The 13,253-nt window shown below is 30.0% G+C and carries 11 protein-coding genes; all 11 read right to left on the bottom strand.

The features are described 5' to 3' along the window. Positions 1 to 135: 135 nt before the first annotated feature. The 11 genes from rpsI to der all read right to left on the bottom strand — a co-directional run bounded on the left by rpsI (position 136) and on the right by der (position 13,182). Positions 136 to 528, bottom strand: a complete 393-nt coding sequence (gene rpsI / locus O3802_RS01865) for a 30S ribosomal protein S9 (protein WP_004632202.1) — start codon at positions 526 to 528, stop codon at positions 136 to 138. 19 nt (positions 529 to 547) lie between these two features. Then, positions 548 to 985: a 50S ribosomal protein L13 gene (rplM, locus tag O3802_RS01860; RefSeq protein WP_004632203.1), complete on the bottom strand. Its 438-nt coding sequence runs from the start codon at positions 983 to 985 to the stop codon at positions 548 to 550. Between the two features lie 225 nt (positions 986 to 1,210). Then, positions 1,211 to 2,674, bottom strand: a complete 1,464-nt coding sequence (gltX, locus tag O3802_RS01855; protein ID WP_371458045.1) for a glutamate--tRNA ligase — start codon at positions 2,672 to 2,674, stop codon at positions 1,211 to 1,213. A 145-nt stretch (positions 2,675 to 2,819) separates the two neighbouring features. After that, on the bottom strand, positions 2,820 to 4,655 hold the full coding sequence (locus O3802_RS01850; protein ID WP_371458044.1) for an acyltransferase family protein: 1,836 nt from the start codon (positions 4,653 to 4,655) through the stop codon (positions 2,820 to 2,822). A gap of 11 nt (positions 4,656 to 4,666) precedes the next feature. After that, the gene (locus tag O3802_RS01845; RefSeq protein ID WP_371458043.1) at positions 4,667 to 6,835 is read right to left on the bottom strand and encodes a Tex family protein; all 2,169 of its coding nucleotides are present in this window, start codon (positions 6,833 to 6,835) and stop codon (positions 4,667 to 4,669) included. Position 6,836: 1 nt separating this feature from the next. Then, positions 6,837 to 7,964, bottom strand: a complete 1,128-nt coding sequence (gene alr, locus O3802_RS01840) for an alanine racemase (RefSeq protein ID WP_371458042.1) — start codon at positions 7,962 to 7,964, stop codon at positions 6,837 to 6,839. After that, positions 7,957 to 8,322, bottom strand: a complete 366-nt coding sequence (gene acpS / locus O3802_RS01835; RefSeq protein WP_371458041.1) for a holo-ACP synthase — start codon at positions 8,320 to 8,322, stop codon at positions 7,957 to 7,959. The genes alr and acpS overlap by 8 nt, the downstream gene beginning before the upstream one ends. Before the next feature lie 123 nt (positions 8,323 to 8,445). Continuing rightward, positions 8,446 to 9,372: a GTP-binding protein gene (locus tag O3802_RS01830; protein ID WP_371458040.1), complete on the bottom strand. Its 927-nt coding sequence runs from the start codon at positions 9,370 to 9,372 to the stop codon at positions 8,446 to 8,448. Positions 9,373 to 9,428: 56 nt separating this feature from the next. Further along, complete coding sequence (locus O3802_RS01825) at positions 9,429 to 10,493, bottom strand: NAD(P)-dependent alcohol dehydrogenase (protein WP_371458039.1); 1,065 nt, start codon at positions 10,491 to 10,493, stop codon at positions 9,429 to 9,431. A 406-nt stretch (positions 10,494 to 10,899) separates the two neighbouring features. Next, positions 10,900 to 11,631 carry a zinc metallopeptidase gene (locus tag O3802_RS01820; RefSeq protein WP_371458038.1) on the bottom strand — a complete coding sequence of 244 codons (732 nt, stop codon included), beginning with the start codon at positions 11,629 to 11,631 and terminating at the stop codon, positions 10,900 to 10,902. A gap of 243 nt (positions 11,632 to 11,874) precedes the next feature. After that, entirely contained in the window at positions 11,875 to 13,182 is a 1,308-nt protein-coding gene (der, locus tag O3802_RS01815) for a ribosome biogenesis GTPase Der (protein ID WP_371458037.1), read from the bottom strand. Positions 13,183 to 13,253 lie beyond the last annotated feature (71 nt).

The raw sequence follows: 13,253 nt of genomic DNA, 5'->3' as shown, positions 1-13,253 counted from the left end.
CAATATTATATAAATTTTGATAATTATTGTCAAGTTTGTTAATATAAACTTATATTTTTAAGCTTATTCTGTAAATAAAAAGACACCAAAGAAAGTTCTTTGATGTCTTGACGTATTTGGTATATAAGACCAATATTAACGTTTTGAGAATTGAGGAGCACGTCTCGCACCACGAAGACCGTATTTTTTACGTTCTTTCATACGAGGGTCACGAGTTAGTAGTCCTGCTGGTTTTAAATCTTTACGGTATTCTGGATTTACTTCTAGTAAAGCACGTGCAATTCCGTGACGGATTGCTTGAGCTTGTCCTGTATATCCTCCACCACTAACGTTAACTAAAACGTCATAGTTACCTGTAGTAGATGTAACTTCTAAAGGTTGCATTAAGTCTAATACTAATGATTCTAATGGTAAGTATTCACGCATTTCTCTGTTGTTGATAACAACTTTCCCTGTTCCAGGTACTAATCTTACACGTGCTACTGAGCTTTTACGGCGTCCTGTACCGCGATATTCTACTTGTGCCATTTAATTATTTCCTCCTATATTATCCACGTAATTCGTATTTTTCTGGTTTTTGTGCTGCATGTGGGTGTTCAGCTCCACGGTAAACGTGAAGTTTCATTCCTTGAGCTCTACCTAAAGTATTTTTTGGTAACATACCTTTAATAGATAACTCTAAAAGTTCTTCTGGATATTTTTCTACCATTAATCCAGCAGTTCTTTCTTTTAACCCACCTGGGTGCATTGTGTGACGACGGTAAATTTTATCAGATAATTTTTTACCAGTTAACACAATTTTTTCAGCGTTGATAATGATAACATTATCCCCAGTATCGATGTGTGGTGTATAAGTAGGTTTGTGTTTCCCTCTTAAAATTGAAGCTACCTCTGATGATAAGCGACCTAAAGTTTGTCCTTCAGCATCGATTACATACCATTTTTTTTCTACAGTTGATGGCTTTGCCATATATGTTTGACGCATGTCTTTTTTCCTCCTAGATGTTGTTTTTAATCTGTCATAACGACTAAGTTTTCCGGGGCTTACTCGTGAAGATATATAAACAATATCGTAAATAATGATACATTATTTGCGTGTAATTGTCAAGTTTTTTTCTTTACTTTAAGCTATTTTTCTAAGAAAAAAGTGGGATTAAATCATATTGAATTAATCGTAGATTTAATCTCCTCTTTTTTTCGATAGTTTTAACTATTTAATTAACTCTAACGCTGATTTTACGCGTGCTACTACACGATCACGACCTAATAATTCTAAACTTGTATTTAATTCAGGTCCGTGCATAGAACCAGTTGAAGCTATTCTTATCGGCATAAATAGGTTTTTACCTTTCACACCTGTATCTTTTTGAATAGTTTTTATTAAAGTTTTAATGTTTTCAGAAGTAAAGTCTCCTGCTACTTCTAATTTTTCTAAGAAATCTTCAAATACAGCTACTGTTGTTTCTTGTTTTAAAATTTCTAGTTCTTCTTTATCAAATTTAATTTCTTCAACAAAGAATTGTTTTGTTAATTCTACGATTTCAGCACCATAACTCATTTGTGGTTGATATAAAGAAATTAATTTTTCAAACCATGCTCTGTTATTATCAACTTCTTCTTGAGTTGCTACACCTTCTTTTACAAAGAATGGTAAAGCTAAGTTTACGATTCTTTCTATAGGTTGAGCTTTAATGTACTGATTGTTAATCCATGTAAGTTTATTGTTATCAAAGAACGCTGGAGATTTACTTAAACGTTTCTCATCAAAAATCTTAACAAATTCTTCTCTTGTAAAGATTTCTTGTTCTCCTTCTGGTGACCAACCTAATAATGTAATAAAATTGAATAATGCTTCAGGTAAATATCCTAAATCATCATATTGTTCAATAAATTGGATAATTGTTTCATCTCGTTTAGATAATTTTTTCTTATTTTCATTAACAATAAGTGTCATATGCCCAAAAACTGGTGGCTTAAAACCTAACGCTTCATAAACTACTAATTGTTTTGGTGTATTGGATACATGATCATCTCCACGAAGAACGTGAGAAATTTCCATCAAGTGATCATCGATTGCTACTGCAAAGTTATAAGTCGCTACTCCATCATTTTTTACAATAACAAAATCTCCAAAATCTTTTCCTTCAAATGATAGTTCACCTTTTACCATATCGTTAAAACTATAGGCTCTATCTTGGGGTACACGAATACGGATAGATGGTTTACGTCCTTCTTTTTCAAATTGCTCTTGTTCCTCTTTTGTAAGGTGAGCATGTTTCCCACTATAACGTGGTGGCAAACCATTTGCAATTTGTTCTTCCCTTTCTGCTTCTAACTCTTCTGCTGTCATGTAACATTTATACGCTTTATCTTCTGTTAAAAGTTGCTCTGCATATTTTTGATAGATTTCTATTCTTTCTGATTGACGATATGGACCAAATTCTTTTTCTTTTCCAATACCTTCGTCATAGTCAAGACCTAACCAGTCCATATATTTAAGCTGGCTACGTTCTCCTTCTTCTTTATTACGTTTGAAATCAGTATCTTCGATTCTTAAAATGAAGTCTCCTCCATAGTGTTTCGCAAATAAATAGTTGAATAATGCTGTTCTTGCATTTCCGATATGTAAGTTTCCTGTTGGAGATGGTGCATATCTTACTCTTACTTTTGTCATAGTTATCTCCTTTTAATCTTTTAAAATTTATATACTTAATAATTATAACATATATTATATTTATTTTTCAATGGGGGAATAAAAGTCCCATTATTACTAGTTAGAAATATAAGACTTTGAGTATTTTCATCTCAAAGCCTTATATTTACTTTATTTCTACTGGATGTTTTAAACTCTTTTCAATCGAATTTATCATCTCTGCTATTCCATTCTGGTTTAAATGCACTCTATCAGGTTCGAAATAATCACCTTGTGAATTTGCCACAGTATACCAGTCTACTATAGTAATATTTTGGTGCTTTTCTTTAAGGTCATTTAGAGCTGTATTAACTGTCTTTTCCCATGCACGTGGTACTTTTACATTAACAAAATAAATATCTGATTTATCAAAAAGTTTAATTAACTCTTCAGCTTGCCCTTCTGTAAATGGACCATTAGTTCCTAATTGAAATATAACGGCTGTGTTCTCACTATTATACTTAGTATAATTTTGAGCAGTTGTGGTTGCCGCTGTTAATTGGCGACTAATTTTCCCATCAATAATAGCGCCTGGGTATTTTTCTTTTAATTTTTCACCTATATCAACTGTTAGAGAATCACCAATTATTAATAATGTACTATATTTTTTCTCTTCTTTATTTTGGTCATTACCTTTCTTATCTTCCGATGAATCAGAATTATTGTCTGCATTTTTATCATTATTTACAAATTGACTTTCTTTATTTGTATCCATTTCTTTTACAAAAGCTGTTGAAAGGAACGGGATACCTTTTCCAAATAATCCCATCACAAATAATATTAATATGACTACAAAGCTTGAAGCTACTCCACGTTTTATATTTAATCGGAGTTTTAACAATTTCTTATATACCAAATTAATATAATTAACAAAACCTAATTTCCTAATTGGTGTTTCTACAACTAAATAACTTAGTGTGGCTGCTATAAATGTTAAAATAATTCTTAAAGTAACATAAAATAAATTTGGATTTCCTATTTCAGATACTGGTGTTGTTAATACAATAATTGGGAAATGCCATAAGTATAAACTATATGAAATTTTTCCTATAAACACAATCGGTTTAAATGACAGTGCTTTTGATATAAATGTATGCTGCTTTCCACTACTTATAATTATTATTAACCCCAAAACAGCAACTAATAAAAATCCTCCCCTATACAACCATATATTATATTCGGTTGTATAGAACATTATTGTTATTAATATAGATATTGAAATAATAGAAACTACACTATATGCTAAATTTTCTTTAGAGTTGGTTGGGTTCGATAATTTATCGATTGGATAAAGTAACGCCCCAACTACACCAACTAATAATGAAAATGCTCGCGTATCAGTTCCAAAGTAAATTCTATTTATATTATTAATATCAAATAATAATATATGTATTATCAGTGATATTAAAATTAACCCTAGTACAATATATAAAAAATTTTTATTTAATGACGGCCCTTTCCCCTCTTCTTTTTTTCTACGATTAAATATTAAAAATATTAGCGGGAAAAACATATAGAACTGTTCTTCTATAGCAAGTGACCATAAATGTTTAAATGGGCTTTGTGCTCCAAAACTATCAAAATAGTTTAGCTTATGAAAAATATACCACCAATTACTTGAATAAATATAACCAAATACAGCGTCAAGGTGACTTTTACGAAGTAGTACTCCATTAAACAATACCATAAACACCAAACAAACTGTTATCATAAAATAAACAGCTGGTAATAATCGGCGAGCCCTTCTCATATAGAAATTGTATAAATTAAGCGTCCCCGTTTTTTTATATTCTTTTATTATTAACGAACTAATTAAATATCCTGATAAAACAAAAAATAAGTCAACACCTAAAAAACCACCAGGTAAGTAATTTACATCAATATGATAAATAATAACTGCTAGTACTGCTAATGCCCTCAAACTATCTATACTCGGAAGGTATTTGGCTTTGTTATTACTCATTTTTACCTCCTTTAATCTTTAAACATTGCTAGTGCAACACGGCCTCTTTGTTTATCTATGTCTATAACGTAAACATCAATAATTTGCCCTACACTAAGAACATCTAGTGGATTTTTAATATAGTTTTTACTAATTTTAGAAACATGAACCATTGCATCCTGTTTTAATCCAATATCAATAAATGCCCCAAATTGTGTGATATTCCTTACTGTACCGGCTAACTTAACACCAACTTGAAGATCATCAATTGTAAGTATATCTGATTTGAGCAATGGTTTAGCAAAAGATTCACGCTCATCTCGAAGAGGCTGTTTTAAATCTTTTATAATATCTTCAAGAGTTTCTATACCAATACCAATTTTTTCAGCCAGCTGTTTTTTATCAACACTATCTACAATACTAGAAAATTCTTCTGTACCTACTTCTTTTGTAGATAGATTTAGCTCTTTAAGTAATGCCTCTGCTGCTTTATAACTCTCTGGGTGAATACCTGTTGCATCAAATATATTTTTACTATCTGGTATTCTAAAGAAACCTACACATTGTTCAAAAGTCTTCTTACCTAATCTAGGAACTTTGGCAATTTCTTTAATAGTTTCTATCTTCCCATTTTCCTGTCGATAAGCCACGATATTTTTAGCAATTTGCTTATTAACTCCTGATACATAAGACAATAGTGAAACTGATGCTGTATTTACATTGACCCCAACTTTGTTAACAGCTGTCTCTACAACAAATGTTAATTCTTTTTCTAAGTACTTTGGAGTTATATCATGTTGATATTGCCCCACACCTATTGATTTTGGATCAATTTTCACAAGCTCACTAAGTGGATCTTGAATACGACGTGCAATAGATACTGCACTTCTTTCTTCCACATTAAAGTCAGGAAATTCTTCACGAGCTACCTCACTAGCAGAATAAACACTTGCTCCTGCTTCATTAACTATTACGTAATCTAATTTTAATCCCGCTTCTTTTAAAGTATCAACTACAAATTTTTCAGTTTCTCGTGAGGCTGTCCCGTTACCGATAGCAATCAAATTAATATTGTGCTTATTAATAAATTTAATTAAATCTTTTTTTGATTTTTCTTGTTTTTCAGCTGAAGCAGGCTTATGTGGATAAATAACCATTTTATCTATAAAATTACCATATTCATCTACTATCGCCATTTTGCACCCTGTTCTAAATGCCGGATCTATACCTAGAACTTTTTTGTTTTTTAGTGGGCTTTGCATTAACAGTTGCTTTAGATTTTCAGAGAAAATGACCACTGAATCTTCCTCAGCTTTTTTAGTTAAATCACTACGAATTTCTCTTTCAATTGACGGATAAATTAAACGTTTCATACTATCAGCAATACACTCTAATAATAGTTCATTTATTTCCGTTGGATAATTTCTTGTTAACCCACGAAGGATGTAATTGTATAATCTTTCTTTGTCATTTTCTATGCTAACTCGGATAATACCTTCTTTTTCTGCCCTATTTAGTGCTAATATCCTATGTGAAGCTATTTTTGAAACTTGTTCACCATATTCATAATAATTTTTATATGTACCATTTTCATCTTTTTTCTCACCATCTTTTTTTACACTAGCTGTAATTTGGCCGAATTTTCTTGTGTTTTCTAATACATATTCTCGGTATTTTGCATTATCTGAAATATTCTCTGCAATAATATCTAAAGCATAAGTAATAGCATCTTCAATGCTATTTACTTCTTTTTCTTCACTTATATACTTTTCAGCTTCTTTATTTAAATCTTCTAATTTCTTAGGTAATTTTAATATAAAGTTAGCTAAATTTTCTAAACCTTTTTCTTTTGCTATTGTCGCTTTAGTTCGTTTTTTCTCTTTAAATGGGCGATATAAATCTTCTACTCTTTGTAATTTTTCTTGAACTAAAATATCTTTTTTTAGTTCATCCGTTAATAAACCTTTTTCTGATATTAATCTAATTACTTCTTCTTTTCTTTCTTCAAGTGACTTTAAATAATTAAATTCATCTTGAATTTGTTTTATAGCAACTTCATCTAAAGAATTAGTTAGCTCCTTTCGATACCTCGCTATAAAAGCTATTGTATTACCCTCTTCAAGTAAATTAAGTACATTAGTAACATACTTTTCATTTATCTTTAGCTTATTAGCTAGATTTTTTGTAATAATTCCGTACATTCTATAACTCCGTATTGTTTAAGTAATATTTTCTTGGTACTCTACGATTTATACAACAAAATATCTCATAACTAATAGTTTTTTGATAATCAGCAAAATCATCTACTGAAATTTTTTGATTATTGTATTCACCGAAGACAAGAACATTATCCCCCACTTTAATATTTTCTGAGCATCTAACCATCAGTTGATCCATACATACTCTTCCTACAATTTCACATTCTTCTCCCGCTACATTCAGTTTAAAGCCTTGTGCTCTTCTTAATAAACCATCTGCATAGCCTATTGGAATTGTAGCAATATACTCATCTTCTTGAGTTTCATAAGAAATCCCATATCCAATTTTTGTACCTTTAGGTAATTTTTTCACATGAGTAACTTTACTAACTAATGATGCTACTGGTTCTAATGATAACTTATTCAATTTTTCTATATTTGAACTTGGGTAACATCCATATAAAGCTATACCTATTCTCGACAGATTACAAATATCATCTCTATCACTATATTTTATTGTTCCCGCTGAATTTTCAATATGAATATACTTAGGTTTAAGTTTAAATAACTTAACCAATCTATTAAAATTAGCTGTTTGATAATCATCATATTCATTATCTTCACCATCTGCATTAGAATAATGAGAGAATATTCCTTCAAATTCCACTTTCTCAGAGTAGAAAAGATTATGAATTTTCATAAGCTCCTCTGTCTCAGATGTTCCTATTCTATTCATACCCGTTTCAAGTTTAATATGAACTTTTAATTTACCATCAATTTTATCAAGCTCTTTAAGTGTTTCCACAAGCCACTCTTTTGAAGGGCAAGTTAAAGATATATTATTTTCTACTGCATATTTTACATTTTTAGGATTAGTTACACCTAATACTAAAAGTAAACTTTCTTTAATATATTCTTTTAATTCAAGTGCTTCCTCAAGTGTTGCAACCGCAAAATGTCTTACCCCATTTTTATATAAATGATCTGCAATAACTTTTGCTCCTAATCCATAAGAGTCAGCTTTAACTACCGCTAAACTAGTTTTTGATTCGTTAAGTTTATCTAGTTTTCTATAGTTATTTAATAACGCATCTAAATCTACTCGTAAATATGTTGGTCTATCATTAATCATCGTTTTGTCCCCCTTTTTCTAAAATAACAAATGCGACCACAGTTAAATCAGTATGACTTATCGTAAGGTGTGTGTGAAAGCCCTTATATTCTATATAAGGTTTTCCAAATTCATCTTTCTTTACCTCTACATCATGAAAAGAAAAGTCTTTCGAAATTCCAACTCCTAATGCCTTTGACATTGCTTCTTTCACTGCAAAACGTCCTGCTAAAAATTCCAATTTTCTTCTATGATTAGATATTTTATAAAACTCATCTAATTCTCTTTTTGTATATAATTTTTCTAGTCGTTTATTATTATCAACATACTTTTCGAAGCGATGAATATCGACTATATCACAACCTATCCCGTAAATCATTTTACACCTCTTCACTTATATGTTCTTCTGATATTATAACATTAATATAGTTTTTATGAAAGTAACGCACATAAAAAAATAATAAATTCTAATTATATTAGAATTTATTATAGTATTCCTTGTTTAATCTATGAACAAGGTTTTTAATTTATCTTTTTTTAAATCTGTACCAATAATTACAACATTATTACCAAATGTCTCTTCACTTCCAGTAATCTCATAGTTAGTTCCAACTAAATCAAATTTATAGTTGTTATTTTTTATTGTTAGATATCCTTTAACTCTTTCTATATTACCTAATCTTTTAGACATCAGATAAAGAAGTAAATAACTAAGCTTATCTAGTGAATTTATTTGTATATTTTCAATAGTATACTGGTCTAATTTTTTCTCAATTTTATTTTTATTTACCTTTAGCCTTAATGATAGCTCGTTTCCTATTTTCTCAATTGTACCACTTGTATTAAATATATATTCCCAAATATCATCTTCCCATTTAGAATAGTGCGCTAATGGAAATACCGATTTATTATCAACATTTAATATATTTTTTATTTCTAAAAACTCTTGCTCTGTCATACTTTCAGATTTACTAACTACTACTAATCCATTGTATTTAAGCTCATCACTTAAATAATCATTATAATTATTCAGTACATTATCTAAATTTTTTGAATCTACTATTAATATTGGTAATCCCAATTCAATTCTTTCATAACTAATAGTTTTTATTTTTTTTATAATATTTTTAATTTTTGCTACACCACTAGGTTCAATAATTAAAAATTCAGGGTTTATAGTATTTGCTATTGTAAGTATAGAGTGTGTAAAGTCAAGATTAGTTGAACAACATATACATCCATTAGTCAATTCCCAAACCTTAATATCATCTTGATTGTTATTATTATTTTTTAAATATTCACCATCAAGATTTAAATCACCAAACTCATTTTCTAAAATAACAATACTTTTAGTTGTTTTTTCAACTAATGTTTTAATAAATCGCGTTTTCCCTGCTCCTAAAAATCCAGTAATTAAAATAATTTTCATAAAAACACCACCAAATACAAATAGAGGAAAAGCTAACTAGCTTTTCCTCTTAAATTTTATTTTTCTTCTAAAATAACTATTGGTTTAATTAGATCAGCTGGTTTATCTTTCATAAGCAATAACGCATCTTCTACTTTATCAAAGCCTTTAAATTTATGTGTTATTAAATGAGTAACATCTAATTTTCCACATTGAATTAATTTTGCAAGTTTTTCTAAACGTAATCGTCCTCCAGGCATTAATCCACCTAGAATTTGTTTATGTCCCATACCTACTCCCCACTCAACACGAGGAATATTTATATAAGTACCTTCACCTAAGTAGTTTACATTTCCTACTTTACCACCTGGTTTTAAACATTTAATTACTGGTTCTAGAGTTTCTACAGTACCACCAGCAATAATAGCTTTATCAACACCTTCACCATTAGTAAGTTTTAATACTTGCTCATCAATAGGTCCCTCTTTATATCCAATAAAATCAGTTGCTCCATATTTTTTTGCAGCTTCACGGCAAACTGCTCTAGTCCCTACAGCTATTATCCTTGAAGCACCTCTTAAGTTTGCTCCTGCAACAGCCATTAACCCTACAGGTCCAATTCCTACTACTAATACAGTATCACCAAATTGAACATCTGCCAATTCTACGCCATGAAATCCTGTTGGAACCATATCAGATAACATACATGCTTCTTCTATACTGACTCCTTCTGGTATAAGAGCTAAATTACCATCTGCATCATTAACATGGAAGTACTCCCCAAACATTCCATCTTTAAAATTAGAAAATTTCCAACCCGCTAACATCCCCCCTGAATGCATCGCAAAACCAGCTTGTGCTTCTAGTGAATTCCAATTTGGTGTTATGGCAGCAACCATTACTCTATCCCCAACCTTGAAGTCTTTAACTTGATCTCCAACTTCAGCTACGATTCCACAGCCTTCATGTCCTAGAATCATATCTTTTCTTTCTCCAATTGCACCTTCCCATACTGTATGAACATCAGATGTACACGGAGATAGTGCCAATGGTTTTATTAAGGCATCATTCGGGCCACAATATGGTTTCTCTTTTTCTACCCAACCAATTTCCCCTATCTTCTTCATTGCTAATCCTCTCATAATGTTTTCCTCCTTTTTAATTTTATATCTTAATTATATTATTATTTTACTTATTTATCAACAATTTAAAGAATAAAATTCATAAGTTAGATAAATATATTTTTATTATATATATTTATTAACTATAAACATATATAATATAATTTTTTTATATAATATTTGTATAAATATTAATTAATATTTATACGATTAAATTTTTTTACTAAAAAGATTTTATAATAAATATAGTTGATTATAGAAATTAGCAATACTTAAATTATATAGATAATGAAAAAATACTATTTATGTAGGAGTTAAAACCAATGACTTATATGTAAAATAGAAAAAGACCATACTATATTAATATAGCATGGCTCTTCCCCTATTTTTCTACCAAATTCCTTTGATAGAAGACTTTCTTATTAAATTAATCTCTACTATTATTAAGTAGAATAAAAATAAATCTTAACATTTCCATTAAAGCTACTAACGCTGCCGCTACATAAGTTAAAGCTGCTGCAGTAAGCACTTTACGACAATGTCTATTTTCTTGTTCATCTACTATATTTAAATCTACAACTTGTTCTAGTGCTCTTTTTGATGCATCAAATTCCACTGGTAATGTAACTATTTGAAACAACACTGCAAAGAACATAAAACCAACACCTATCCAAGCAATAGTATATCCAAATTGACTGAATTGGCTGATTAAAGTTGTTAATAGCAGTCCTACTATGATTAAAATTGTTGATAAGTTTCCTCCAAGATTTGCTAGTGGAACAAGAGAATGTCTCCATCTCATCGGTTTATAATCTGCAACTTTGTCTTGAATGACATGTCCGATTTCATGAGCAGCTATTGCTACTGATGCCACAGTTGGTTGTGAATAAACAATCGGTGATAATACAACACGATTACTCGTTGGATCATAATGATCTGATAGTTCTACTTCACCTTTTACAACTTCTACATCTGTTATTCCATTTGCTTTCATAATAATTTCAGCAACTTCTTTTCCTGTTAAACCTGATTTCGTTCTTACCTTTTTATATCTGTTATATGTACTTTTTACTTTAAACTGTGCCCATAAAGGAATCAACATAATTAATAAAAAGTAAAATATATATGCTCCTGACATTCCATAGTATCCTATTGGCATATTATCTACCTCCTAATTACTAAAGTATATAAATAGAATTATACCATGTTCTAAATTTATTTGCTAGTATTTTGACTATTTTTTACTATTAATATTTATTAGTTTTATGTTTTCTTTTCTATATGTAAAAACAGGTAAAAGTAAACTTTACTTTATACCTGTTTTCCTAAATTATTTTTAACCTATAATCTGCAATATTTTATATTTGAAGTTAAACCATGGATAAGTTCTAATAATTAATTATTAGTTTCTTTGTCTAGCCAATAGTTTTATTGGTGTCCCCTCAAAATTAAATGAATCACGAATTCTATTTTCTAAAAATCTTTCATAAGAGAAATGCATAAGTTCCGGATAATTCACAAAGAATACGAATGTTGGTGGATTAATTGCAACTTGTGATGCATAGAAAATATTAAGTCTCTTACCTTTATCTTGTGGTGTTGGATTCATCGATACCGCATCAACAACAATTTCATTCAATGTAGAACTTTGAATACGACGTTGTCTATTTTCATAAGATTCTTTGATTAATGGGAATATATTGAAAACGCGTTGTTTTGTTTTTGCTGATACATAAATTATTTTTGCATAATCTAAGTATGCAAAACTGTCACGAATTTTCTCATCAAATTCTTTCATAGTTTTATCATCTTTTGCTATAGCATCCCATTTATTAACAACGATAATTACACCTTTACCAGATTCATGAGCATATCCTGCAACTTTTTTGTCTTGTTCAATAATTCCTTCTTCAGCATTAAGAACAACTAGGACGACATCTGAGCGCTCAATAGCTTTTAGTGAACGTAAAACAGAATATTTCTCACATGCTTCATATACTTTACCACGTTTTCTAATCCCCGCAGTATCAATTACAACATACTCATCACCATTATGTTTAAAGTCAGTATCAATAGCATCACGTGTGGTTCCAGCTATATCCGAAGCAATAACACGTTCTTCCCCTAGTATAGTGTTGATTAAACTTGATTTACCAACATTAGGTCTTCCAATAAGAGAAAATCTAATTTTTTCGTCTTCCTCTTCTTCATCCAATACTTTAAAGTTTTTACACACTTCATCTAGTAAATCTCCAATACCTAGTCCATGAGATCCTGAAATAGGGAATGGATCGCCAAAACCTAATGAGTAAAAGTCATAAATCATATGATTCATATCAAAATTATCAATTTTATTAACCGCAAGCACTACAGGTTTATCTGTTTTATATAGAAGTTTTGCTACTTCTTCATCATCACTAGTAACACCATCACGACCATTAGTTAAAAAGATAATAACATCTGCTTCATCTATAGCTAGTTCTGCTTGGGCACGAATTTGTTTTTGGAATGGTGTATCTTCTAATTCTATTCCACCTGTATCAATCATAAAGAATGAATAGTTTAACCATTCTGCTTTCGAATATATTCTATCACGAGTAACTCCCGCAACATCTTCCACTATAGAAAGTCTATCTCCAATTATTTTATTAAAAATTGTCGATTTACCTACATTAGGTCTTCCTATAATAGCTACTGTTGGTTTTGCCATTTTAGTTCCTCCTTATATATTTGTTTTAACTCTCATACCTACTTAAAAAATAAAAGCAATAGACCAGTTAA

The organism is Gemella sp. 27098_8_92, from assembly GCF_041433685.1.
GTDB lineage: Bacteria > Bacillota > Bacilli > Staphylococcales > Gemellaceae > Gemella.
The sequence above is the reverse complement of the archived record's forward strand: the minus strand, read 5'-3'. Positions and strand labels throughout refer to the sequence as shown.

Coding starts and splice junctions, on each gene's coding strand:
- rpsI (WP_004632202.1), bottom strand. CDS start 528: ATGGCACAAGTAGAATATCGCGGTACAGGACGCCGTAAAAGCTCAGTA.
- rplM (WP_004632203.1), bottom strand. CDS start 985: ATGCGTCAAACATATATGGCAAAGCCATCAACTGTAGAAAAAAAATGG.
- gltX (WP_371458045.1), bottom strand. CDS start 2,674: ATGACAAAAGTAAGAGTAAGATATGCACCATCTCCAACAGGAAACTTA.
- O3802_RS01850 (WP_371458044.1), bottom strand. CDS start 4,655: ATGAGTAATAACAAAGCCAAATACCTTCCGAGTATAGATAGTTTGAGG.
- O3802_RS01845 (WP_371458043.1), bottom strand. CDS start 6,835: ATGTACGGAATTATTACAAAAAATCTAGCTAATAAGCTAAAGATAAAT.
- alr (WP_371458042.1), bottom strand. CDS start 7,964: ATGATTAATGATAGACCAACATATTTACGAGTAGATTTAGATGCGTTA.
- acpS (WP_371458041.1), bottom strand. CDS start 8,322: ATGATTTACGGGATAGGTTGTGATATAGTCGATATTCATCGCTTCGAA.
- O3802_RS01830 (WP_371458040.1), bottom strand. CDS start 9,372: ATGAAAATTATTTTAATTACTGGATTTTTAGGAGCAGGGAAAACGCGA.
- O3802_RS01825 (WP_371458039.1), bottom strand. CDS start 10,493: ATGAGAGGATTAGCAATGAAGAAGATAGGGGAAATTGGTTGGGTAGAA.
- O3802_RS01820 (WP_371458038.1), bottom strand. CDS start 11,631: ATGCCAATAGGATACTATGGAATGTCAGGAGCATATATATTTTACTTT.
- der (WP_371458037.1), bottom strand. CDS start 13,182: ATGGCAAAACCAACAGTAGCTATTATAGGAAGACCTAATGTAGGTAAA.